Consider the following 22,931-nt stretch of genomic DNA (forward strand, 5'->3'; position numbering starts at 1 on the left):
GCCATGGACGCACATCGCCGCCCGTTCATGGACCGCACCCTGCCGCTGCTCACCGAGGGGTACGCCTGGCTGCCCGACCGGATGCGCGACAGCGCCGACTCCGTGGTGCGCACCCGGTTGCTCGGCAGGCCCGCGCTGGCCGTGCGCGGTCCGGACGCCGTGCGCTTCTTCTACGACGAGGCACACGTCCACCGTCACGGCGCGATTCCCGCTCCCGTGCTGGACACCCTGTTCGGACAAGGCGCGGTGCATACCCTCGACGGGGACGCCCACCGTGCCCGCAAGGAACTGTTCCTGCCGCTGCTCGACCCCGACCGGGTCACCGGCCTCACCGAGCACGTCACCGCTGCCTGGGACGAGGCCGTGCACGACTGGAGCGAACGCCCCCGTGTCGTGCTGTTCGACGAGGCCGGCGTGGTGCTCACCCGCGGGGTCTGCCGTTGGGCCGGGCTCCCGCGGGAGGCAGTCGACGCGGAGCAACTCGCCCGGGACCTGATCGCGATGGTCGACGGCTTCGCCACCCCGGGACCGCGCCATCTGCGGGCCCGCCGGGCCCGGTCGCGGCAGGAGACTCGGATGGCCCGCCTCATCGAGGACGTACGGTCCAAGGCGGTCGCCGCCCCCGAGGGCTCGGTGCTCGAAAGGATTTCCCGGCACCGCGACACCCCGGCCGGCCCGTTGGATGCCCGCACCGCCGCGGTGGAACTGCTCAACATGCTGCGCCCCACGGCAGCCGTCAGCTGGTTCGTGGCCTTCTCCGCCCACGCCCTGCACCGGTGGCCTGCCCACCGCGAGCGGCTGCGCGCCGGCGACGGCGCGTACGCCACCGCGTTCGCGCACGAGGTCCGGCGCTTCTACCCGTTCGCCCCGTTCCTCGGCGGACGGACCGTCACCGAGCTCACCTGGCACGGCGAGTCCGTCCCGCCCGGCGGGATCCTGCTGCTCGACGTCTACGGCCAGAACCACGACGAGGAGCTCTGGGGCGACCCGTACGTCTTCCGGCCCGAGCGGTTCCTGCACCGGCCCCCCGACCCCGACGAACTGATCCCGCAGGGCGGCGGCGACCCGGCCACCGGCCACCGCTGCCCCGGCGAGCGCATCACCGTGGGCCTGCTGGAGGCGCTGGCGGTGCGACTCGCCCGCCTGGAGTACACGGTCCCCGAGCAGGACCTGCGCATCCCGTTGCGCCGCATCCCGACCCGGCCGCGCAGCGGCTTCGCCGTCACCGGCGTACGGGCGCCCTGACACGGTCCGTCAAGAGCGGTCGCCCTTGTCTCCTCCGCCCGGCTCCACCGCGTCGCGCCGCCCCGTCTGCTCGGCCTGGTCGATCCGGACCAGCTCGGGGTGGTTCAGGTCGAAGGCCGGCGACTCGGAGCGCACGCGCGGCAGCGCGTGGAAGTTGTGGCGCGGTGGGGGACAGGACGTGGCCCACTCCAGTGAACGCCCGTACCCCCAGGGGTCGTCGACCCCGACCGGCCGCCCGTACCTGGCGGTCTTCCAGACGTTGTAGAGGAACGGCAGCGTCGACAGCCCCAGCAGGAAGGCGCCGACGGAGGAGACGGTGTTGAGGGCCGTGAAACCGTCTACGGCCAGATAGTCCGCGTACCGGCGCGGCATGCCCTCCACACCGAGCCAGTGCTGCACCAGGAACGTCGTGTGGAAACCCACGAACAGCGTCCAGAAGTGCGCCTTCTCCAACCGGTGGTCGAGCATCCGGCCCGTCATCTTCGGCCACCAGAAGCTGAAGCCGCCGAACATCGCGAACACGATCGTGCCGAACAGGACGTAGTGGAAGTGCGCGACGACGAAGTAGGAGTCGGTGACGTGCCAGTCCAGCGGCGGTGAGCCGAGGATCACCCCGGTCAGGCCGCCGAACAGGAAGGTCACCAGGAACCCGGCCGCCCACAGCATCGGCGGCTCGAAGGACAGCGACCCGCGCCACATGGTGCCGATCCAGTTGAAGAACTTCACACCCGTGGGGACGGCGATGAGATACGTCAGGAACGAGAAGAACGGCAACAGCACGGCACCGGTGGCGAACATGTGGTGCGCCCACACCGTGGCCGACAGTCCCGCGATGGCGATGGTCGCACCGACCAGCCCCATGTAACCGAAGACCGGCTTGCGGGCGAAGACGGGGATGATTTCGGTGACCACCCCGAAGAACGGCAGCGCGAGGATGTACACCTCGGGATGGCCGAAGAACCAGAACAGGTGCTGCCACAGGATCGCCCCGCCGTTCGCGGCGTCGAACACGTGTGCTCCGAAGTGCCGGTCCGCCTCCAGCACCAGCAGTGCCGCTGCCAGTACCGGGAAAGCCAGCAGCACCAGGACCGAGGTCAGCAGGACGTTCCAGACGAAGATCGACATGCGGAAGACGGTCAGTCCCGGCGCACGCATGCAGATGATGGTGGTGATGAAGTTGACCGCTCCCAGGATGGTGCCGAAGCCGGACAGCGCCAGCCCCGTGATCCACAGGTCACCGCCGAGATGGGGGGAGTGCAGGGGCCCGCTCAGCGGTGTGTAGGCGGTCCAGCCGAAGTCGGCGGCGCCCTGTGGGGTGAGGAAGCTCGCCAGGACGATCAGGCCGCCGAAGAGGAAGAGCCAGTACGACAGCATGTTCAACCGTGGGAAGGCCACGTCCGGGGAACCGATCTGCAACGGCATGACGGCGTTGGCGAATCCGGCGAAGGTCGGGGTGGCGAAGAGCAGCAGCATGATCGTGCCGTGCATCGTGAAGGCCTGGTTGTACTGCTCGTTGGAGACCAGCTGCAGCCCGGGACGGGCCAGCTCCGCCCGGATCAGCATCGCCAGCACCCCCGCGATCAGGAAGAACGCGAACGACGTGATGAGGTAGAGGTGGCCGATGCGCTTGTGATCGGTCGTGGTGAGCCAGGAGATGATCACCCGCCCCTTGTGGCGGCGTCCCGCAGCCGGGACCGGAGCGATCGGTTCGGTCTGTGTCGCCATCCGACCACAGCAGCCGACCGTCGGCCGCCTGCGTCGACGCCACGTCACACACCCACCCGGTTGGGGCCGATTGGCTGATCGTTTCTATCCGTCCGGGTGTGTCACCACCTCGGAGGGGCGAAGCGGCCGTCACCCGAATGGCCCCCGCTCGCTACTGGTGCGGGCCGATCCGGTGTCTCCTGGAGTGTGTCAGCGGCGTCCAGGCTGGGAGGCCGATCATGTACGAAATGTGCGTGGGCCCGGAGAAGGCGGGCGGAGCGTTGGTGTGGCACGTGATGGCCAAAAAGGCAGCGGCCACCCTGTGCGGAGAAAAGCTCCGCGAACGTATCGAGGCATCCGACGGCGAACGGGCACGTCACTGCCCGGACTGCATGGCTTCCTTCGAGAAGCTCATGGCAACCACGCCGTGCTGACGGACCGTCCGCGAACCGTCCGCCCCGTCGCATCCCGCGGCGGGGCGGACGGCGTACGGGGGTCGTACCGGACGGGGTGATCTGCTGCTGAACGCCGGCGCAGGGCTCGGCTTCGGGGCCGTCCTCGGCTGGGGTGTGCGGGGGCGTTGGTGCTCGCAGGCGTGCTCGGCATTTCATCCTCCGCGATCGTCACCGAGAGCTCCAGCGGCCGCGGGGCGAGCATCGAGTTGCCGGCGTGCTCCGTGCCGAAGCCCGGGCGGTACGGACGGGCGGGTGGGGCCGGGTCGTCACTCAGACCACCGCGTCACTCACCGCCCGGTGGAACAATCTGCCCGCAGGGTCGGTGTCCGATGCCGTGGTCGGAGCCGTCCGGGACCGGAAGGAGCCGTCAGATGATCGAGTGGGTGCCCTTCGGCAGCGGCCCCAGACCCGTTCCCCGGCCGGTCGCCGCTCCGCTGGTGTGGGCGGGAGCCTTCGGCGGCGCCCTCGCCCTGGTGGCGCTCGTCAACGGCACCGTGGGGTACGGCCGTCCGGGACTCGTCCTGCTCCTGCTCACGCTGCTGGCGGCGCTGCTCGGGCTGTGCGCCCGGTTCACGGCCGCTCCCGGAACGGCTCTCCTGTGCTGGCTGTCCCTCAACGGCTTCGCCATCCCGCCGGCCGGCACCCTCACCTGGGGCGGCCGGCGGGACGCGTTCTGGCTGGCCTGCCTGCTCGGCGCGGCCCTCGCCGGCACGGCGCTGGCCCGCCTGGTGCACGCTCGGGCCGCCTACCGCCGAGTGACGACGGCGAGCGGCCCCGAGGCGCCGGGCGGGGCTGCCGGGCCGGGGGACTTCTGAGCCGCGGCCGGCCCGTGAGCGACCGGCGCCCGGCGGACGGAGCCCGCCGGGAAGACGCGGGACCGGCGGGTCAACGGCGAAGTGCTCCGCCGCCGACCCGCCGCCCGCCCGCCGGTCACCCGGTGAGGCCTCCTGCCGCTCCCGGGGGTCAGGCCGTGTGCAGGGTCAGCCCGTAGCGGTTCAGGATCTCGTTGACGGGCTGGAACCACGTCTCCCCGCCGCTGGCGCAGTTGCCCCAACCGCCCGACGTGACGCCCTGCGCCTGGTCGCCGCTGATGAAGGAGCCGCCCGAGTCACCGCCCTCGGCGCAGACACTGGTCTTCGTCATCTGGTGCACGGCGCCCTGGCTGTAGTTGACCGTCTCGTTCTTCGCCAGCACGGTGCCGCAGTGCCAGTGGGTGGTGGAGCCGGAGCGGCAGATCGAGGCGCCCACGGGCGCCTCGTTCGAGCCGCGCACCAGTTGGTCGGAGACCGTGCCCCAGCCGAGGACCACCGGCACCGTCCACCAGCCGCTGCCCACGCTGACCCAGGCGTAGTCGTTGCCCGGGAAGGAGGAGCCCTGGAACGTCCCGACGTGCGAGCCGTCCCAGCCGCGCACCGCCGCGCCCGCCCCGCCGCAGTGCCCGGCGGTGACGAATCCGCCGTGCACCGAGAAGCCGATGGAGCAGCGGACGTTGCCGGTGTAGTACGGGTCTCCGCCGACCGTGCCGGCCGCGAAGGTGCTCGGCGCCGAGGTCACCGTGCGCACCGTGACCGGGCCGGCCTCGCGGGCCCGTTCCAGGAAGCGTCGGACATCGTTGTCGCCGCGTTCGCTCCTGACCACGTCCACGATCACCGAGTTGGCGGCCGGGTCGACGTGCCAGCTGCTGACGCCCGCGGGGGCGTCGATGCGGTCGATACGGTTCTTGGCCGCGTCGAGCTGCCGCGCGCTGTGCTCGACGGTGCGCACCCGCGCACCGGTGGCGGCCACCGCCCGGACCGTCGTGGGCGACGCGTCCGAGGTGACCGCCACGGTCAGTCGCGCTCGTCGGGCGTCGAACCAGGAGCCGCCGAACGCGTCCCCGGCGGCCCGGCGTGCCGTGGGCGCGAGGTCGGTGGCGCGGCGTTCAGCCGCTAGCCGGTCCTCGGCCTCGGCCCGGGTGAGGCCGAAGTCCCGCTGCATGGCGTCCAGGAGACCGGCGGAAGCAGCCTGTTCGTCGGCGGAGCCGGTGGTGGTGCCGGCCGCCGAGGCCGGCAGCGTGCCGGTCGCGGTGAGGCCGCCGAGCACGAGGAGGGTGGCCAGGCCGAGATGCCTGAGTCTGCTGCGTCTCACGGGAGTTGCCCTTCGTCGTTCCAGCAAGGTGGGGGTGGAACTGTTGGGTGGAACAACCGCGGTTCTGAGAGCGCTCTCTTCGAGGTCGCTTCGAGCTTAGCCAGGACGGAAGATCAGGTCCATGCCAATGCAGGCCTTTCCGGGAGAGCTTCGTGCGGAAGGCCGGCCGGCTCCGCGCGCTCCCGCGGGTGCCGGCCGGCACCGGCTCACTTCGGCAGATCCGCCGGGTCGGTGCCCCACCGCGTGTCGGGCCGCTCCGCCAGTCCGAACCCGAGCGTGCCACCGCGCAGCGTCAGCCGTGCGCCCGTCCACGAAGCCTCGTGCGCGCGCCCGTTCAGACGTACGGAGTCCACGTAACGGTGCTCGGCGTCGGCTCCGGGCGCCGTCACCGTGATGTCGGTGCCTCCCGGCCGGTCGAGCACCGCCTCGGTGAACACCGGGGCGCCCAGGAGCAGATCGGCGCTGCCCGGCGTGCGCGGATACAGGCCGAGGCAGGCGAAGACGTACCAGGCGGACATGGTGCCCAGGTCGTCGTTGCCGGGGAGCCCGGACGGCCCGGTGCCGTACACCGTGTCGACGATCTGCCGCACCGTCGCCTGCGTCTTCCACGGCTGCCCGAGCGCGTTGTACAGCCACGGGGCATGGATGCCGGGCTCGTTGGTCGGGTCGTAGCGCAGGGCGTCGCCGCCGCCCACCGACCAGGAACCGTCCGGCCTGTGGAAGAAGCCGTCCAGCCGGGCCGCCGCGACGTCTCGGCCGCCCATGGCCGCCGCCAGCCCCCGCACGTCCTGGGGCACCATCCACGTGTAAGTGGCGCTGGTGCCCTGTGCGAAGCCGGTGCCCGTTCCCGGGCCGAACGGCGTCACCCAGGAGCCGTCGAGGTTGCGCGCCTGGACGTAACCGCCCTCGGGCGTGGCGTCCGGGTTGAAGACGTTACGCCACCACCCGGCACGGTCGGCGAAGACCTCGGCCTCCTTCTCGCGGCCCAACAGCCGCGCCCACTCGGCGAGCGCCGAGTCGGCCACCGCGGCCTCCAGCGTCTCGGCGGCGCCGCCCCAGCAGTGGCAGGCGTCCTGAGCCGCGTAGTGCGAGGCCAGGTACTGCTCCAGGTTGGGCCGCTGCCCCTCGCACTGGCCCGGGCAGCCCGCTTCGGACAGCCCGTCGGGGTGCGGCACGGTGGCCTGCCGGACCAGGGAGTCGAAGGCGCCCTCGTAGTCGAAGTCGCGTACGCCCATCGCGTAGAAAGTGGCCAGCGTCGCCGCGGACGGGTCGCCGGTCATCACGTGGGTGGCGCCGCTGACGTGGATCCAGCGGTCCCACACCCCGCCGTTCTGCCGGGCGAAGTTGTACAGCGACTGGGCGAAGTCCCCCGCCACCTTCGGCTTGAGCAGTGCGAGCAGTTGGACGTGGGCCCGGTACTGGTCCCAGCCCGAGAAGTTGCTGTACTGCGCTCGTTGGCCGCGCCCCACGCGATGGACGGCTTGGTCCATGCCGACGTACCGGCCGTCGGTGTCGCTGATCAGGCTGGGCTGCATGAAGGAGTGGTAGAGCGCCGTGTAGAAGGCGGTGCGGCGCTCCGGCGTACTGCCCTGCACCCGCACGGAGTTCAGCTCGCGGTCCCAGGCCCGGGAGCCCGCCCGCGCCACTTGGTCGACGCTCGCGCGCGGCGGGACCTCGTCGCGCAGGTTGGCCTCGGCGCCCGCGACACTGACGTAGGAGATGCCGATCCGCATCCGGACATCGTTGTCGGAGGAGGTGTCGAAGCCGACCCAGCCGCCGGAGCCCCGGCCCGCGCGCTCCGCGCCGGTCGCGTAGCCCTCGCCGCCGGACGCGCTCGTCGAGCCGGGGGAGAGCGTGTCGTCCTTCCAGGTGCCGACCTCGGTGAAGGCACGGTCGAAGGAGGCGCTGAAGTACAGCTTGTAATAGCTCTTGCGGTTGTTCTCCCCGCCGTTGGCCCGTCGGCCGCAGAAGGCGCCCGTGTGCACCCAGCCGGTCACCTTGCGGTGGGCGGCGTCGATGTCGACGTGCGCGTTCTCGCTGCCGTTGAGCGAGTTGGAGACCCGGAAGAGCAGGTTGGCCGGCTCGTCCTCGGGGAAGCTGAAGTCGGCCACGCCGGCCCGCTCACTGACGGCCAGGTCGGCGGCGGCGCCGGAGGCGAGGCCGACGGTGTAGCGGCCGGGAACTGCCTTCTCGTCGGAGTGGCTGAAGTCCGAGGCGTACACCTGGTCCTCGGTGTCCGCCGAGGGGGACGAGGTGACGTCGCCGACGAACGGCATGATCGGTACGTCGCCGGCGGCTCCGGGGTGACAGCCGGCCCCGTTGACGTGGGTCAGGCTCAGTCCGCGGATGCGGGTGGTGTCGTACGAGTAGCCGTTGGCCGCCGCCGTGTTGGTCTGGTCGCCCGCCGTGCTGGTGGGCGACCAGGCGATCATGCCGAAGGGGAGGGTGGCGCCGGGGTAGGTGTTGCCGCCGTTCGCCGAGCCGATCAGGGGGTCGACGAACGAGGACGGCCGGACCGGGGACCGGTCCGCCGCACCGGCCGGGAGCGGGGCGGCCCCCACGGCCAGGAGGGTGGCGATCACGGCCGCGGCCGATCTGGTGCCGAGACGCCTCAGTGCGCGTACGTCAGGACGACGCATAGGGAAAGTCGCCTTTCGAGTCGGGACAGGGACCCGGGGCACCGCGGGGGACCGCGGCGCGGGACGATCTTCGGGCGGGGCAAGGCTAGGAGACGGTGTGGAGGGACGGAAGAGCCCGCCGGGACCTGCGGGCGACCGCGAGGTGAACGGTCCCGGTCCCGCCTTCGCGGTGCCGCGGTCCCGGCTGGTCCGGCCGCGTGCCACGCCCCCCCGGGTTGGGCTGCGCAGGGCTGGGCACTCAATGCTGCGTCCTTGCAGTGACGGCTTCGGGCGTGGGAGGCACGCATGGCGGTGCGGCATCGGTTGATCCAGGCGAGCCCGCAGGCGGTGTGGGACGTCCTCGCGGACGGCAACCGGTACGTCGAGTGGGTGGTGGGGCCCTCCGACGTCACCCCCACCTCCGGGCAGTGGCCGCAGGTCGGCGCGACGATCGCCTACGAGGTCCGGCTCGGTCCGGTGCGGCTGAACAACGAATCCGTGGTCAGGCGCTGTGTAGCGGGCTCCGAGCTGGAGATCGAGGCCAAGGCGGGCCGGATCGGCACCGCCCGCATCGCCATCGAGCTGCGCTCCTGGGGCGAGCAGTGCCTGGTGATCGTGGACGAACACCCGTTGCGCGGGCCCGGCGGCTTCGTGCACAACGTGGGCGTCGAGGCCCTGATACAGGTGCGGCACCGCGCGATGCTCGCCAGGCTCGCGAAACTCTGCGAGTCGGGCGACGGAAGCCGGCCGGACCCGGCGGACACGGGCGGGTCGGTGCGGTTCGAAACGGGAACCGGCCGTGCCTGACGCCGTGGTCATCGGGTCGGGCCCCAATGGGCTGGTGGCGGCCAACCTGCTGGCCGACGCCGGCTGGAGCGTCGAGGTCCTCGAGGAGCAGCCCGAGCCGGGCGGCGCGGTGCGCCACGACCGCGAGGTCGCCCCCGCCTTCGTCAGCGACCTGTTCAGCTCCTTCTACCCGCTCGCCGTCGCCTCCCCGGTCCTCGCCGGACTGCGGCTGCACGACCACGGACTGCGCTGGGCCCACGCCCCGCACGTGCTCGCCCACCCCCTGACCGACGGCACCTGCGCCGTCCTCGACCGTGACGCCGGCACCACCGCCGCCTCGCTCGACGCCTTCGCGCCCGGTGACGGCGCCGCCTGGGACCGGCTGCACGAGGTGTGGGACCGCTACCGGGCCGACATCCTCGACGCCCTCTTCACGCCCTTCCCCCCGATCCGCGCCGTCGCCCGGCTTGCCCTGCGGCTGCGTGCCGGGGGCGGCCTCCGGCTTTCCCGCAGCCTGGTGCTGCCGGTGCGCCGGCTGGGCGAGGAGGAGTTCCGCGGCGAGGGCGGCAAGCTGCTCCTGGCCGGCAACGCGCTGCACGCCGACCTCGCCCCCGAGGCGGCCGGGAGCGGCGGCTTCGGCTGGTTGATGTCGATGCTCGGCCAGACCTACGGCTTCCCGGTGCCGGTCGGCGGCGCGGGCGCGCTCACCGCCGCCCTGGTCCACCGGCTGCGTGCCCGCGGCGGCACCGTGCGGTGCGGACAGCGCGTCGAGCGGGTCGTGGTCCGCGACCGCCGCGCGGTGGGCGTCCGCACGGCCGGCGGCGAGACGGTCGCCGCACGCCGCGCGGTCCTGGCGGACGTGTCGGTGCCCGCGCTCTACGGCGATCTCGTCGCCCCCGAGCATGTGCCCGCCCAGGTCCTCGCCGATCTGCGCCGCTTCCAGTGGGACTTCGCCACCTTCAAGGTGGACTGGGCGCTGGACGGTCCCGTGCCCTGGAGGTGCGAGGACGCGGCTCGGGCCGGCACCGTGCACCTGGCCGACGGCCTCGACGAGCTGACCCGGTTCGCCGCCCAGATCGCCATGCGGCAGGTCCCCGACCGTCCCTTCTCACTGTTCGGGCAGATGACGACCACCGACCCGTCCCGCTCACCGAGCGGCACCGAGTCCGCCTGGGCCTACACCCACGTCCCCCACGACATCCGGGCCGACGCGGGCGACGAGGGCATCACCGGCAGCTGGGACGCCAAGGACCAAGAACTCATGGCCGACCGGGTCGAGCGCCAGGTGGAACGCTTCGCGCCCGGCTTCCGCGCGCTGATCCGGGCCCGCCGGGTTCTGGCCCCGCCGACGCTGCAGGCCATGGACGCCAACCTGGAGGGCGGCGCGATCAACGGCGGCACCACCGCCATGCACCAGCAACTCTTCTTCCGGCCCGTGCCCGGCGCGGGGCGCCCCGAGACCCCGGTGGCCGGTCTCTTCCTGGCCTCCGCGGGCGCCCACCCGGGCGGCGGAGTGCACGGGGCGCCGGGTGCCAACGCGGCCCGCGCCGCCCTGCGCCGGCACCGGTTCGCCGACCTGACGCGGGTGCAGCGCGCCCTCACCCGCCGCGACCGGGCCGGCGACAAGAAGTGACCCGCCCCCAGTACCCGGAGAAAGGGGCCGACCGGTGACGGACTCTCCCCTGCGCGACCGCACCGTCGTGGTGACCGGCGCCGCACGCGGACTGGGCGCCGCCCTCGCCCACGCCTGCGCCCTGCGGGGCGCCCGGCTCGCCCTGCTCGGCCACGAGAAGCCGCTCCTGGACGCCCTGGCGGCGGCCCTGCCGAGCCCGGCGCTCGCCGTCGAGGCCGACGTCACCGATCCCGCCGCGCTGGACGAGGCGGCCCGTGAGGTGCGCAGGCGCCTCGGACCGCCGTCGGCCGTCGTCGCGAACGCAGGCATCGCGCTGGCCGGACCGTTCGCCACGTCGGACCCGGCCGAGTGGCGCCGCGTCGTCGAGGTCAACCTGACCGGCAGCGCGCACACGGCCCGCGCCTTCCTCCCGGACCTGCGCCGCACCGCCGGTTACCACCTGCAGATCGCCTCGCTGGCCACCCTGGGCGCCGCGCCCATGATGAGCGCCTACTGCGCCTCGAAGGCGGGCGTGGAGGCGTTCACCCACGCGCTGCGTGCCGAGACCGCCCACCACGGAATCGCCGTGGGCATCGCCTACCTCAACTGGATAGACACCGACATGATCCGCGACGCGGACCGGTACGCGGTCCTGCCCGAACTGCGCGCGCACCTGCCGGCTCCGGTCCGCGGTGTCCTCCCCGCCGACGCGGTCGCCGACCGGGTGGTCCGCGCCGTGGAACGCCGCCGCACCGCCGTGTACGTGCCCCGCAGGCTGCGTTTGGCCCAGGCGGGGCGTGCGGCACTGCCGCCCGTGGTCATGCGGGTCGCCCGGCGCCACCTGCCCCGGTTGGAGAGCGAGGGGGCCATGGATCAGACCGGTCCGCTCGGTGCGGGCGGGCGGGCGGACCAGGAGGCGGAGGGCAGGGGGGCCTAGCCGCCGCACGGAACCGCGAGTGCTTCGGCTCGTACGGCACCAGGTGCCCGCGTCGTGCGTGCCGCGGGTGTCAGTGCGGCGGCCCGTACCGTCGTGCCAGGGTCCGCAGCAGCGCCGACCGGCCCCGGTCGGGCACCGTCCACAGCGTCTCGCCGCGTACCCCCCACCGTTCCAGCAGGGCGTTGGCCGCGAGGAACCCGGAGGTGGCGGCGCGTTCCATCAGGGCCACGGGCAGGCCCGTACGGACCAGGTCCCCGGCGACCACGACGGACGGGTCGGGGGTGCGCACCGTCGGACGGTCGCGGTAGCCGCCGACGGGGAACAACGGGCAGTCGTCCCGCCACTCGTGCCGGGCGGCCAGGACGCGCGCCTGACGGGTCTCGGGATACACCTGGTGCAACTGGTCGACGACGCGCTTCTCCTCGACCTCCCGGACGGCCGTGGCCGGCACGGCGTAGGCGTGGAGCTCGACGACGGATCCGCCGGTGCGCGCCGCCCAGCGGGCCGCCTCGCCGTCCCACCGGCAGAGCACGCTGACGTTGTCCAGCGAGCCGTAGCCGCTGGTGCCGAGGAAACCGGGTCGGCCGGACGCGACCGGACGGTCCAGCCACAGCCGGGACACCAGGAACGGCGGGGCGTTCCGCAGCCGCGCCACCCGGTCCCGCCAGGCGGTGTCGCGCAACCCCGGCGAGCGGTCCACCAGCCCGCGCAGACCGCCGGTGTCCAGGGCGAGCACCACGGCGTCGTACGGCCGGGCACCGGCGTCGTCGACCACCAGGTGACCGCCGGACGGCCCGGGCCGCACGGACCGTACGGGCGTGTCCGTGCGCACCTCGGTCCCGAGCCGCGTCAGGTGCCCGGCCAGCGGATCCCACAGGGCCTCGGGGAACGGCTCGCGCGGGACGTCGAACAGCAGCCCCTCGCTGGAGCCGAGGAAGTAGATGTGGAACATCAGCGCCATCTCCGCAGCCGACAGTTCCCGCGGGTCGGCGAAGAAGCTGCGGGAGAACACCTCGAAGGCCAGGTGCCGGGCGGCGGCGGGGAAGCCCAGAGCGTCGAGGAAGTCGTGGGCGCTGACGTCGTCCAGACGTTCGTGGACGCCGCGCGTGCTCACGTCCAGGAGGGGAAAGGCCGCGGCGGGCCGCATGGCCAGCAGGTCGCGCAGCCCGAAGCTGGGGCTCAGCGCGACGAAGCCGAGAGCGCTCAGCGGGGGAGTGCGCGGCACCCGGCGGAACCCGTCGCGCAGTCCGCTGCGGTGCTGCAGCGGGTAGTCCGGCAGTCCCGTCAGCATGCCCAGGGCCGGATCGCAGCGGCGCAGCAGGCCCCGCAGGTTGTAGTACTGGCGGAAGAAGGCGTGGAAGCCACGGCTCATCGTGGCGGGCGTGCCGTCGGGCAGGGTGATCGGCCATCCGGAGACCCGTCCGCCCAGCACGGGCTCGCGTTCGTGCAGCACCACCCGCACCCCGCGCTCCGCCAGGACGGTCGCCGCCGCCAGCCCAGCGATGCCCCCGCCGACCACCGCCACGGACGGCGGATCACCACCCACCCGCTCCCGCCCCGGCCGGGGCGGCACGGCCCACGCCCGCCGGTCCCGGCCCGGGGGCCGCGCCCCGCCGCGCCGGCTCACCGCGCACCGTCCGTCTCCCCGGCGGCCCGGCGGCCGACGAAGGTGTGGGTGATGCCCGTCTGCCAGCCGGGCAGCGGCAGTACCCGCACGTCCTCGAACCCGGCCCGGCCCAGCCGCGCGCCGAAGGCGGGCACCGTGTCGAACTCCGCGACGCTGCGCCACAGGTGCCGGTACAGCGTTCGATCGCCCGTAACCGTGCCGAGCGGCAGGATGACCCCCCGGCACACCGCGTCCCACATCAGCCGGTCCGCGCGCCGCCCGCCGAGCGCGTACTCGTGGACCGCCAGTCTGCCGCCGGGCACCAGCAGCCCGCGCACCGTGCGCAGGACGGTGTCGGGATCGGTGAGGTTCCGGAAGAGGTAGGCGGCGAGGACCGCGTCGAACGGGCCGTGCACCCCGGCACGTCGCAGTTCCTCCGCGGGGGCGTGCACGAAACGCACCCCCGACGGCCAGTGCTTGGCCCGGGCCCGCTCCAGCATGCCCGCGGAGGCGTCGACCCCGACGATCTCCGCGACGGGGAAGGCCGCGGCCAGCGCCGCGGTCGAAGCGCCCGTACCGCAGCCGAGGTCCAGCACACGACGGCCGGCGCCGCCGTCCGGGAGACCGAGCCGGCGGGCGGAGCGGCGCAACTGGGCGTGGTAGCCCGGGTTGAGCGAGACCAGACGGTCGTAGCGGCCGGAACCGTGGTCGAAGGCGTCGGCCAGCGCGGTGTCGCGCAGCAAGGACATGTGGCGCTCCCGGATCTCTCGGCATCTATCGACGGACGTGGTCAGCGGAAGGACAAGGGGCGGCGCGGCAGCCACGGCAGTTCGGCCGCCGTCCGCAGCATCGGCAGCACGGGAGTGCGCACCCCGACCGCGAGGTCCTCGAACAGCCGGGACCGTCCGTCGAGGAAGCGCAGCAGTCGCCCGGCGGGTACGCGCTCGAAGAGCCGGAAGAACAGGTCCGGCCCGTCCACCCGGCCGGTGTCCAGCGCCCGCAGCAGCACCGCGTCCATCAGCCGGGCCCGCGCCCGGTGCGGGGGCGGCGGCTCCGGGCGGCGGCCCGCGAGCACGGCACGGGCGACGGCGTCGCACTGCCGCTGCACGGCGGCGAACGTGTAACCGGTGGACGCGCGCGTCGCCCCGCCCGCACCCCCGATCCGGAAGACGGAGCCGGAGCCCCCCACCCGCCGCTCGAAGACGGCGTCGGTCATCGGGATCACCCCCTGCTCCGTGGACAGGACCTCCACGTCACCGGTGCGCAGGACCCGGCGCGTGTAGTCCTCCAGGGCCCGGTCGTACGCCTCGGAGGGCAGCGGAGCCGGCCCGAACTCGGTGTACTCGACCAGCGCGGTGTGCCGCCCGGTCGGCAGGACGTAACCGAAGGACAGGCCGCGCCCCGGCTGCCCGGTGCGGAAGTCCATCAGATCGACCACCGACGGGTCGAAGACCGGCCGTTCGGCGCGGACGAACCAGCCGCGGAAGTGCTGGAGGAGCAGGGAACGGGCGGGCGGCAGACGTCCGGGCGGGCGGGAGTCGAAGACCCAGCGGGCGCGCAGGTCGATCAGCGTCCCGTCGGTGTCCGTGGCCGGGACGCGGACGGTCCCGTCATGCAGCGTGGTCGGCGCGCCGACGGTGCCCTCCAGACGCCGCAGCCCCGGCCGGTCCACGAGGTCCCGCCCCACCAGTGCCTCGAAGTCGTCCGAACGGATCATCTTGTAGCGCGCCGGCGCGATGTGTCGCCGCACGACCGCCCCGTTCCGGCCGCGCACCCGCAGCCACTCCCACGACGCCGTCGCCGCCGCGTCGTAGCGGCCGGGGCCCGTCTCCCAGAAGCACCAGGTGCGGCGCGGTGGCCGCAGCGGTCCGGGCGGGGCGTCGACCAGCACCACCGAGGGCGCCCCGTCGTGCGACGTGTCGGCAACGAGCCGGTGCGTCAGGGAGAGACCCGCCGCGCCGGCCCCGACGACGACGATGTCCGCGTCCACCACGGCCGCCGCCTCCCTCTCGTCTTCGTCCTCGTCCGTAGGCCGGTCCCGCCCCGGCACCCGGCGACGGCGCCCGGGGCGTGTTCGGGCCCGGTGCGCCCGGACGCGGGCGCGCGGTGGCGGCTCGGCTCCGGCGGAGTATTCCGCGTCCGTGCGTCCGCGGGCGCACGGCGCGCTGGACGGTCAGGGGCGGGTACCCGACGGGGCGGTGGGTACCCGCCGCCCGGGTGACTGCCGGGCGTGATCGGGCGCGGAGGGCGTCGTGCCGGAAGCGACGGGGAAAGGCATGACGGCGAGTCACTTAGGCGGGCCACGGAAGATCCCGCACGCCGCTACCGCGGCGCGCCGTCCGGCCGAAGGACCCCCAGTGACGGCACCAGGCACGTTCCCCGCCGCAGCCGACGACGAGAGGACCCGGGATGCGCCTTCCCAGCACCGCCGACGACGGCGCGGAACAGCCGCGTGACCGGGCTCCCGCGGGCGGCGGGAGCCCGCGATGACGCGGGCGGTGACCGGCCGCACCGACCACGTCGTGGTCGTCGGGGCGGGGCTGGCGGGCCTCTCCGCCGCCCTTCACCTGCTGGGCTCCGGGCGGCGGGTGACCGTCGTCGAACGCGACGCGCTGCCCGGTGGCCGGGCCGGAAGTCGCGAGCTCGGCGGCTACCGCCTCGACACCGGACCCACCGTGCTCACCATGCCCGACCTGGCCGACGAGGCGTTCGCGGCCGTCGGAGACCGGCTGGCCGACCACGTCGAACTGCTGCCCCTGCACCCCGCCTACCGGGCCCGCTTCGCCGACGGCGGCACCCTCGACGTGCACACCGACGCCGCCGCCATGGAGGCCGAGGTCGAACGCTTCGCCGGGGCCCGGGAGGCGGCCGGGTACCGGAGGCTGCGCACCTGGCTGACGCGGCTGCACGCCGTACAGATGCGCCGGTTCATCGACGCCAACTTCGACTCGCCGCTCGGCTTGCTCACCCCTGACCTGGCCCGGCTGGCCGCCCTCGGCGGCTTCGGGCGGTTGGACGCGCGCATCGGACGGTTCCTGACGGACGAACGGCTGAAGCGGGTCTTCTCCTTCCAGGCGCTGTACGCAGGCGTCGCACCGGCCCGGGCCCTGGCCGCCTACGCCGTCATCGCCTACATGGACACCGTGGCCGGCGTGTACTTCCCGCGCGGCGGCATGCACGCCCTGCCCCGCGCCATGGCCGCCGCGGCGGCCAGGGCGGGAGCCGACCTGCGCCTCGGGCGGGAGGTCACCCGGCTGGAACGGTCCGGCTCCCGGATCACCGCGGTCGTCACCGCCGACGAACGCATCCCGTGCGACGCCGTCGTCCTCACCCCCGACCTGCCCGTCGCCCACCGGCTGCTGGGCCGCCGCCCGCGCCGCCCGGTCCCGTTGCGGCACGCCCCCTCCGCGGTCGTCCTGCACGCGGGCACCACCCGCACCTGGCCGCACCTCGCCCACCACACGCTCTCCTTCGGAACCGCCTGGCACCGCACGTTCGAGGAACTGACCAGGACAGGCACCCTGATGACCGACCCCTCCCTGCTGATCACCCGCCCGACCGCGAGCGACCCCGCCCTGGCCCCCGAGGGCCGCCACCTGCACTACGTCCTCGCGCCCTGCCCCAACACCGACACCGGCCCGGACGCCCGCGCCTGGGCCGACCTCGCCCCCCGCTACCGCGACCGGCTGCTCGCCACCCTCGAAGGCCGGGGACTGGCCGGGCTCGCCGCCGCCATCGAGGAGGAATGCCTGGTGACCCCCGCCGACTGGACCGCCCAGGGCCACGCCGCCGGCACCCCCTTCTCCGTCGCCCACACCTTCGCCCAGACCGGGCCCTTCCGCCCCCGCAACCTGGTGCGCGGCACCGACAACGCGGTCCTCGCGGGCTGCGGGACCACCCCCGGGGTCGGGGTGCCGACCGTGCTGATCTCCGGGAAGCTGGCAGCCGCCCGCATCACCGGAACACCCGGGCGCCGCACGGCGGCGAAGGGCGGGCGGCGATGACCCGCCGCGAACTGGACGCCGCGGGCGTCACCGACCCTGCCCTGCGCGCCGCCTACACCCGCTGCCGGCACCTCAACGCCCGCCACGGCCGCACCTACTTCCTGGCCACCCGCCTGCTGCCCGCCGACCGCAGACCCGCCGTGCACGCCCTGTACGGGTTCGCCCGGTGGGCGGACGACATCGTCGACGACATGGGGGCCGGGGCGACGACCGCCGAGCGCGCCGCCGCCCTCGCCCGGCTGGAGGAGCAGTTGGGGCGGGCGCTGACCGGCACCCGCCCCACCGGCGAACCAGTGGTGCTCGCCCTGGCCGACACCGCGGCCCGGTACGCCATCGACCCGGCGCACTTCACGGACTTCATCGCCTCGATGCGCAGCGACCTCACGGTCACCGACTACGCCACCTACGCGGACCTGCGGGCCTACATGCACGGCTCGGCCGCCGTCATCGGCCTACAGATGCTGCCCGTCCTCGGCACCGTGACCGCCCGAGACCGGGCCGCTCCGCACGCCGCCGCGCTCGGCGTCGCCTTTCAGCTGACCAACTTCCTGCGGGACGTCGGCGAGGACCTGGACCGGGGCCGGATCTACCTCCCGGCGGACCTGCTGGCCGCGCACGACGTCCAGCGGGACCTGCTGCTGTGGAGCAGGCGGACCGGCCGCCCCGACCGGCGCGTCACCGCCGCACTGCGGGCCGCCGAGGACCTCACCCGCGCCGTGTACCGCGAGGCCGCCCCCGGACTCGCCATGCTGGACCCGGTGGCCCGGCCCTGCATCCGCACCGCGTACGTGCTCTACCGCGGCATCCTCGACTCGATCGCGGAGAGCGGGTACGCGGTACTGCACCGGCGCGCGGTGGTGCCCCGCCGCCGGCGCGCCGTCGTCGCCGCCGACGGGCTCGCCCGGGTACTGGCCGCCCGGTGGGGAGCCGCCGCGCACGGGGCGGCACCGGTGCCGCCCCGGCACGACGCCCACTGCGTGAAGGAGAGCGGATGAGGCAGAACCATGGCCCCCGACGGGGCCGCTACCCCCTGCGGCTGCGCCGACGCCCCGTCCCCTGGCGGCACCAGCGCCCGACCTGGCGTGAGGCCCGCCCCGCGCTCATCGCCGGAGCCCTCAAACGCGCCCTGGCCCGCCCCTCGGGCAACTGGTACGTCCTGGGCGCCAGCACCGGCGTACGGGCCGACCGGCCGCTGTCGGGCACGGTCGCCGGCGTCGAGGTCGTCGTCTGGCGGGACGCGAACGGTCGTCCGGTGGGCGGCCCCGGTGTCTGCCCCCACCTCGGCGCCCCGCTGGCCGACAGTCCGGTGCGGTGCGGCACGCTCGTGTGCCACTGGCACGGACTGGCCCTGGACGGTACCCCGTTCGCCGGCTGGGAGCCCCTGCCGGTCCACGACGACGGCGTACTGGTGTGGGTACGGCTGGACGCCGTGGGCACGGAAACCCCGACGCCCGCTCCCGTCGTGCCCGGTCGACCGGCGCGGGCGACGGCCCTGACGTCCGTGTGGCGAGGGGTCGGCGTCTGCGACCCCGAGGACGTCGTGGCCAACCGGCTCGACCCGTGGCACGGTGCCTGGTTCCACCCGTACTCCTTCGTGGACCTCACCGTCGTCGAGGCGCCCGGCGAGGGGCCGGACGCCGGCGAGCACGACGACCGCTTCGTCGTGGACGTGTCCTTCCGGCTCGCCGGACGGCTCGTCGTGCCCGTACGCGCCGAGTTCACCGCGCCCGGGCCCCGCACCGTCGTCATGCGCATCACCGACGGCGAGGGCACCGGGTCCGTGGTGGAGAGCCACGCCACGCCACTCGGCGCGGACGGGCACGGCCGGTCGCGCACCGCGGTCACCGAGGCGGTGCTGGCCACCTCGGACCGGCCGGGCTTCCGCGTGGCCCGCCGCCTGGCGCCGGCCCTGCGTCCCCTGTTGCGCGCCGCCGCCGGCCGTCTGTGGCGCGACGATCTCGCCTACGCCGAACGCCGCAGGCACCTGCGCGACACGGGCCGGTTCCCCGGCTGACGGGGAAGGAGGACAGCATGCAGACCTTCCTGCCCCACCCCGGATTCCGGGAGTCGGCACTCACCCTGGACCGCCGCCGACTGGGCAAGCAGCGGGTCGAGGCGCTGCAGGTGCTGCGCGGCCTGATCGTGCCCGGGTACGGCTGGCGCCGGCACCCGGCGGTGCGGATGTGGACGGGCTACGAGGAGGCACTCGTCCGGTACGGACTGGAGATCTGCCGGGTCTGGCGGGAGCAGGGGCACCAGGACAGCTGCGCCGCCTCACTCGTCGCCGGGCTCGCCGCGTGCCGTCCGGGCGAGCCGGTGCGCGGCCAAGGGGAGCTGGCGGACGCCGGGGAGCTGCCGCCCTGGCTCGGTGACGAGGCCTTCCACCGCAGCCACCGATCCGCGCTGGTGCGCAAGGACCCCGAGGCGTATGCCGGGCTGTTCCCCGGTGTCCCCGACGACCTGCCCTACGTGTGGCCGGCCTCGGACCGGGAGGGCGGGGAGGGGGCGGGGAACGTCGTGTGAGGGCCGGCCGGGCCGATTGGTCCCCGATGGCACTCGTGCGGTGGACCCCGTGACGGACCGCCGTGCTTCCTAACGTCGTGGCCATGAACGCCACGACCACGCGCGGGGCCCTGCTCGCCGCGTTCGCCTGTGTCCTCGTCGGAGGCTCCTTCACCGCCAACAGCCTGCTGGGCGACTACCCGTACGCGGGCGGCCAGTTCCTGCGCTACGCACTGGCCTTCCTGCTGCTCGTCCCTTTCGCCGGTCCCGGTGCGACGGACCGGCTGCGATCGCTCGGGGCGGGCAGGTGGCTGCGGCTCGCACTGCTCGCGGCCGTCGGCATGGTCGGCTTCAACCTGGCCGTCCTCGCCGCCGAACGCACCGCGGAACCGGCGGTCCCCGGTGTCTTCGTGGGCTGCGCCCCGGTGGTGGTCGCCGTGCTCGTCCCGCTGTCGGACGGCCGACGGCCGCAACGCGTCGTGCTGTACGCGGCGCTCTTCGTGGCCGTGGGCGCCTTCACCGTCCAGGGCTGGGGGCGCACCGACGGCGCGGGCATCGCCTTTTCCGTGTGCGCGTTGATCGGCGAGGTCGGTTTCGCCGTCCTCGCCGTGCCCGTACTGCGGCCCCTGGGACCCCGGCTGCTGTCCACCGTGGTGTGCGGTGTCGCGGCGGCCGAGTCGGCACTGGCCGGAGCACTGGTCGACGGCTCGGGCTGGTTGCGGCGGCCGGACGCGGTCGAGGCCGGGGCCCTGCTGTGGCAGGCGGTGGTGGTCACCGTCGTCGGGTTCGTGTGCTGGTACATGGGCATGCAGCGGATCGGGGCCGAGCGCGCCACCCTCTTCTCCGGCCTGATACCGGTCGCGGCCGCCTGCACCGCCCCGCTCGTCGGCACCGGCTCCTACGGCGCCGCGCAGGCCGTGGGCAGCGCCTTGGTCTGCGCCGGGGTCGTGGTGGGGTCGGGCGCCTCGCCCCGCTTCAGGGGCCGGGTGCCACGAGGCGTCAGCGGGTCTCGGGACGCTTCTTGGAGAAGCTGTAGAGGTTCATCGAGGTGGTGATGAGCTCCCGCCGCTGCTGGCGGTAGCCGACCATGGGCTGCGAGCCGCGCAGCGGCACCCGGGCGCTGTCCGGCAGGAACCGCACGTTCACCAGGCCGATGACACCCGCCACCATCAGGTAGTAGGCGGGCCTCGGTGAACAGCGGTGTGGCGCCGCCGAAGGCCGCGACGGCGAAGTAGGAGCCGATGCCCATGGCCGCGTAGCGCACGGCGGTGGGGAAGAGCACGGGCAGGGTGGCGGCGCTCGGCGCGGCGAAGCAGGCCAGCAGGGTGCACAGGAGCAGGACCCCGGCGACCGGCTGCCAGGTGCCGCCGGCCTTGAGGAGCAGGAAGGCCGGTACGGCGAGGACGACCATCGCGGCGGCCCCGCCGGCGTGGAGCGGGCGGTGGCCGACATGGTCGCTGAGCCTGCCGAGGAAGGTGATCAGCAGCACGATCCACACCACGCCGACCAGCACCAGCACGTCGGCGAAGCCGCTGGAGCGGTTCAGGGTCTCCGTCCGGTTCGTGCAGGTAGCCGGTGACCATGCGGTTGGTGACGTTGTACAGCAGCACCGGGCCCATGCAGATGAGCAGCGGGCGCCAGTGCTCCTTGAGGATCGTCTTGAACTCGCTGCCCGCGGACTCCTGCGCTAGGCCCTTCTCGTGCTCGTCGAGTCGCAGCTGGAAGGCGGGGAACTCCTCCGGGTTGAGTTCACACCGGCGGGGTCGGAGCCTGGGCCCCCGGTCCCGGGCGTTTGTGCGGGACGCTCCCCCCCCGCACACCGGCCGCGACTCCTCAGGGCTGGGCGGGCATGCTCCAGCAGTTGGAGCGGGCCGGCTCGCCGGAGAGCCGGTCGGTGAGCCAGGAGATGGCCTTGCCCTGGTCGGCGAGGAGCGGGGCGAAGTGGTTGAGCAGGCCGCTGCCGACGCCCGGCAGCAGGACGGGGTCGTAGGTGACCTTCGCGCCCTTGCGACACCAGTCGACGGCCAGTTGCCGGGACTGGTCGTGGGGGACCAGGTCGTCGCTGACACCCGTGGCCACCCGGACCGGGCTGTCCGGCTTCAGCGTGCCGATCCGCTGTTCGGCGAGGAAGTTCTGCAACGCGGGCTCGGCCCGGATGACGTCGCCGAGCGACTGACCGGTCTTCGTCCAGACGGTGCTGCTGTCGCCTCCGTAGGCGAAGAGCGCGTCGCCGACGCACATCGTCGACAGGTCCCTGAGCGCTGCCTCACCGGCCGGGTTGATGTACCGGTCGGCGATCGGCCGGAGCGCGGGCTCGCTCTGCAGGAAGCCGTTGAGCGACCAGCCCAGGGCGCCGGCGAGGTCGCCGCCGTCGATGGCCTCGGTGACCTCGACCAGATCGGCGGGCGGAGCACCGGCGTAGGTGCCCGCCAGGGGCACGTCCGGGGCGTAGGACGGCTGGAGCTCGGCCGCGGCGGCCGCCGCCCCGCCGCCCTGGCTGTACCCGAACAGCCCGACCCGGGAGGCGGAGGTGACCGACGCCGAGTCGAGCGAGCGGGCGGCGCGTACGGCGTCGAGGACGGCGTGGGCGCCGTCGACACGGTTGACGTAAGTGTGCAGCCGGTCGGTGGCGCCGAGGCCGACGTAGTCGGTGACGACGACGGCGACACCGCGCAGCAGCAGCCGGTACACCGACAGGTCCTCGTAACCCACCGAGACCGTCTCACCGTTGAACCGCAACGGCTGCTCCAGGGCCATCGAGGCGGCGCACTGGTCGCCCTGGCCCATGGTGCCGGGGGCGACGGCGACCATCGGCCTGGGGCCGTCGCCGCGCCACTCGGCGGACGGTTCTATGTAGGCGCCGGTCACGGCGACCGGTTCGCCGTTCGCGTCGGTGGACTTGTACATCAGCCGGGTCGCCCGGCCCGGGAGCGGGCCGCCGAGGCTGGGCAGGCTCAGGGCCAGGCGCAGCGGCTCGCTCCGGATCAGCGCGCCGTCGGCCTCGGGCAGGGTGGCCGGCGGGGTGTAGAAGGCGGGGATCTCGATGCCGCGGGAGACCTCCGTGGCGGTGGCCGGACCGGCTGACCTTCCGTCGTCGGCGGCGGCCGGGACGGCCTGTGCGCCGAGGGCGAGTGCGACGGCGATCGCCGCGGCGAGCGTGCGTGGACGTGGGGGCATGGCGAACCTCCTGGGGAAGGGCCGGAACCGGTCGTCCGCGGTCCGCTGGGAGAGGGCCGTGGCCGCGCTGCTCGGGGACCGTAACCGGAGAGGGGTTACCGTGGGTAGCGCCATGCTCATTACGGTTCAGTAACTTGACGTACTGTCCAACAGCGCTC

At 73.9% G+C, this 22,931-nt stretch carries 18 protein-coding genes and 1 pseudogene; 11 read left to right on the forward strand and 8 right to left on the reverse strand.

All coding sequences use genetic code 11. The features are described 5' to 3' along the window. The first annotated feature begins 3 nt into the window (after positions 1–3). The gene (locus tag IE142_RS13110) at positions 4–1,245 is read left to right on the forward strand and encodes a cytochrome P450 (RefSeq protein WP_191885915.1); all 1,242 of its coding nucleotides are present in this window, start codon (positions 4–6) and stop codon (positions 1,243–1,245) included. A gap of 9 nt (positions 1,246–1,254) precedes the next feature. Here IE142_RS13110 and ctaD read toward each other — a convergent pair whose 3' ends face one another. Continuing rightward, positions 1,255–2,970: an aa3-type cytochrome oxidase subunit I gene (gene ctaD / locus IE142_RS13115; RefSeq protein ID WP_191885916.1), complete on the reverse strand. Its 1,716-nt coding sequence runs from the start codon at positions 2,968–2,970 to the stop codon at positions 1,255–1,257. Positions 2,971–3,197: 227 nt separating this feature from the next. Here ctaD and IE142_RS13120 point away from each other — a divergent pair, with 227 nt between their 5' ends. Together IE142_RS13120 and IE142_RS13125 are read left to right on the forward strand one after the other, a co-directional pair. Further along, positions 3,198–3,383 carry a hypothetical protein gene (locus IE142_RS13120; RefSeq protein WP_229830492.1) on the forward strand — a complete coding sequence of 62 codons (186 nt, stop codon included), beginning with the start codon at positions 3,198–3,200 and terminating at the stop codon, positions 3,381–3,383. Between the two features lie 392 nt (positions 3,384–3,775). Further along, entirely contained in the window at positions 3,776–4,219 is a 444-nt protein-coding gene (locus IE142_RS13125) for a hypothetical protein (RefSeq protein ID WP_191885917.1), read from the forward strand. Positions 4,220–4,367: 148 nt separating this feature from the next. Here the strand turns inward: IE142_RS13125 and IE142_RS13130 are convergent, their stop codons facing one another. Together IE142_RS13130 and IE142_RS13135 are read right to left on the reverse strand one after the other, a co-directional pair. Beyond that, positions 4,368–5,531 carry a S1 family peptidase gene (locus IE142_RS13130; RefSeq protein ID WP_191885918.1) on the reverse strand — a complete coding sequence of 388 codons (1,164 nt, stop codon included), beginning with the start codon at positions 5,529–5,531 and terminating at the stop codon, positions 4,368–4,370. 206 nt (positions 5,532–5,737) lie between these two features. After that, positions 5,738–8,170 carry a GH92 family glycosyl hydrolase gene (locus IE142_RS13135; RefSeq protein ID WP_191885919.1) on the reverse strand — a complete coding sequence of 811 codons (2,433 nt, stop codon included), beginning with the start codon at positions 8,168–8,170 and terminating at the stop codon, positions 5,738–5,740. A 285-nt stretch (positions 8,171–8,455) separates the two neighbouring features. Here IE142_RS13135 and IE142_RS13140 point away from each other — a divergent pair, with 285 nt between their 5' ends. From IE142_RS13140 to IE142_RS13150, 3 genes are read left to right on the forward strand one after another with little or no spacing between them, the layout of a single operon-like run. Next, entirely contained in the window at positions 8,456–8,956 is a 501-nt protein-coding gene (locus IE142_RS13140; RefSeq protein WP_191885920.1) for an SRPBCC family protein, read from the forward strand. Beyond that, on the forward strand, positions 8,949–10,568 hold the full coding sequence (locus IE142_RS13145; protein ID WP_191885921.1) for a phytoene desaturase family protein: 1,620 nt from the start codon (positions 8,949–8,951) through the stop codon (positions 10,566–10,568). Before IE142_RS13140 ends, IE142_RS13145 begins: the two co-directional genes overlap by 8 nt. A 34-nt stretch (positions 10,569–10,602) precedes the next feature. Beyond that, entirely contained in the window at positions 10,603–11,484 is an 882-nt protein-coding gene (locus IE142_RS13150; protein WP_191885922.1) for a short-chain dehydrogenase/reductase, read from the forward strand. Positions 11,485–11,554: 70 nt separating this feature from the next. Here the strand turns inward: IE142_RS13150 and IE142_RS13155 are convergent, their stop codons facing one another. From IE142_RS13155 to IE142_RS13165, 3 genes are read right to left on the reverse strand one after another with little or no spacing between them, the layout of a single operon-like run. Continuing rightward, a complete protein-coding gene (locus tag IE142_RS13155) occupies positions 11,555–13,111 on the reverse strand; it encodes an FAD-dependent oxidoreductase (protein ID WP_191885923.1) in 1,557 nt (518 codons plus the stop codon). After that, entirely contained in the window at positions 13,108–13,839 is a 732-nt protein-coding gene (locus IE142_RS13160; protein WP_191885924.1) for a class I SAM-dependent methyltransferase, read from the reverse strand. Before IE142_RS13160 ends, IE142_RS13155 begins: the two co-directional genes overlap by 4 nt. Positions 13,840–13,880: 41 nt before the next feature. Beyond that, entirely contained in the window at positions 13,881–15,083 is a 1,203-nt protein-coding gene (locus tag IE142_RS13165) for a lycopene cyclase family protein (RefSeq protein WP_191885925.1), read from the reverse strand. Positions 15,084–15,576: 493 nt separating this feature from the next. Here IE142_RS13165 and crtI point away from each other — a divergent pair, with 493 nt between their 5' ends. The 5 genes from crtI (at position 15,577) to IE142_RS13190 (ending at position 20,651) form a co-directional block, all read left to right on the forward strand. Further along, positions 15,577–17,094: a phytoene desaturase family protein gene (gene crtI / locus IE142_RS13170; protein ID WP_191885926.1), complete on the forward strand. Its 1,518-nt coding sequence runs from the start codon at positions 15,577–15,579 to the stop codon at positions 17,092–17,094. Beyond that, positions 17,091–18,089, forward strand: a complete 999-nt coding sequence (locus IE142_RS13175; protein WP_191885927.1) for a phytoene/squalene synthase family protein — start codon at positions 17,091–17,093, stop codon at positions 18,087–18,089. The genes crtI and IE142_RS13175 overlap by 4 nt, the downstream gene beginning before the upstream one ends. Then, positions 18,086–19,108: a Rieske (2Fe-2S) protein gene (locus IE142_RS13180; protein WP_191885928.1), complete on the forward strand. Its 1,023-nt coding sequence runs from the start codon at positions 18,086–18,088 to the stop codon at positions 19,106–19,108. The genes IE142_RS13175 and IE142_RS13180 overlap by 4 nt, the downstream gene beginning before the upstream one ends. A 17-nt stretch (positions 19,109–19,125) precedes the next feature. Next, positions 19,126–19,617 carry an MSMEG_6728 family protein gene (locus IE142_RS13185; protein WP_191885929.1) on the forward strand — a complete coding sequence of 164 codons (492 nt, stop codon included), beginning with the start codon at positions 19,126–19,128 and terminating at the stop codon, positions 19,615–19,617. 83 nt (positions 19,618–19,700) lie between these two features. After that, on the forward strand, positions 19,701–20,651 hold the full coding sequence (locus IE142_RS13190) for a DMT family transporter (RefSeq protein WP_229830428.1): 951 nt from the start codon (positions 19,701–19,703) through the stop codon (positions 20,649–20,651). Here the strand turns inward: IE142_RS13190 and IE142_RS13195 are convergent. Together IE142_RS13195 and IE142_RS13200 are read right to left on the reverse strand one after the other, a co-directional pair. After that, a pseudogene (locus tag IE142_RS13195) lies at positions 20,596–21,344 on the reverse strand (MFS transporter); the annotation flags it as partial. The gene IE142_RS13190 and the pseudogene IE142_RS13195 overlap by 56 nt on opposite strands. Positions 21,345–21,429: 85 nt before the next feature. Continuing rightward, positions 21,430–22,773 (reverse strand): lipase family protein, encoded by a 1,344-nt coding sequence (locus tag IE142_RS13200; RefSeq protein ID WP_191885930.1) that lies wholly within the window; start codon positions 22,771–22,773, stop codon positions 21,430–21,432. Positions 22,774–22,931 lie beyond the last annotated feature (158 nt).

This window comes from Streptomyces mutabilis (assembly GCF_014649815.1).
GTDB classification, from domain to species: Bacteria; Actinomycetota; Actinomycetes; order Streptomycetales; family Streptomycetaceae; genus Streptomyces; species Streptomyces mutabilis.

What these genes read in the sequence shown, in the direction of transcription:
- IE142_RS13110 (WP_191885915.1), top strand. Translation starts at nt 4, where the DNA reads ATGGACGCACATCGCCGCCCGTTCATGGACCGCACCCTGCCGCTGCTC.
- ctaD (WP_191885916.1), bottom strand. Translation starts at nt 2,970, where the DNA reads ATGGCGACACAGACCGAACCGATCGCTCCGGTCCCGGCTGCGGGACGC.
- IE142_RS13120 (WP_229830492.1), top strand. Translation starts at nt 3,198, where the DNA reads ATGTGCGTGGGCCCGGAGAAGGCGGGCGGAGCGTTGGTGTGGCACGTG.
- IE142_RS13125 (WP_191885917.1), top strand. Translation starts at nt 3,776, where the DNA reads ATGATCGAGTGGGTGCCCTTCGGCAGCGGCCCCAGACCCGTTCCCCGG.
- IE142_RS13135 (WP_191885919.1), bottom strand. Translation starts at nt 8,170, where the DNA reads ATGCGTCGTCCTGACGTACGCGCACTGAGGCGTCTCGGCACCAGATCG.
- IE142_RS13140 (WP_191885920.1), top strand. Translation starts at nt 8,456, where the DNA reads ATGGCGGTGCGGCATCGGTTGATCCAGGCGAGCCCGCAGGCGGTGTGG.
- IE142_RS13160 (WP_191885924.1), bottom strand. Translation starts at nt 13,839, where the DNA reads ATGTCCTTGCTGCGCGACACCGCGCTGGCCGACGCCTTCGACCACGGT.
- crtI (WP_191885926.1), top strand. Translation starts at nt 15,577, where the DNA reads ATGACGCGGGCGGTGACCGGCCGCACCGACCACGTCGTGGTCGTCGGG.
- IE142_RS13175 (WP_191885927.1), top strand. Translation starts at nt 17,091, where the DNA reads ATGACCCGCCGCGAACTGGACGCCGCGGGCGTCACCGACCCTGCCCTG.
- IE142_RS13180 (WP_191885928.1), top strand. Translation starts at nt 18,086, where the DNA reads ATGAGGCAGAACCATGGCCCCCGACGGGGCCGCTACCCCCTGCGGCTG.
- IE142_RS13185 (WP_191885929.1), top strand. Translation starts at nt 19,126, where the DNA reads ATGCAGACCTTCCTGCCCCACCCCGGATTCCGGGAGTCGGCACTCACC.
- IE142_RS13190 (WP_229830428.1), top strand. Translation starts at nt 19,701, where the DNA reads ATGAACGCCACGACCACGCGCGGGGCCCTGCTCGCCGCGTTCGCCTGT.
- IE142_RS13200 (WP_191885930.1), bottom strand. Translation starts at nt 22,773, where the DNA reads ATGCCCCCACGTCCACGCACGCTCGCCGCGGCGATCGCCGTCGCACTC.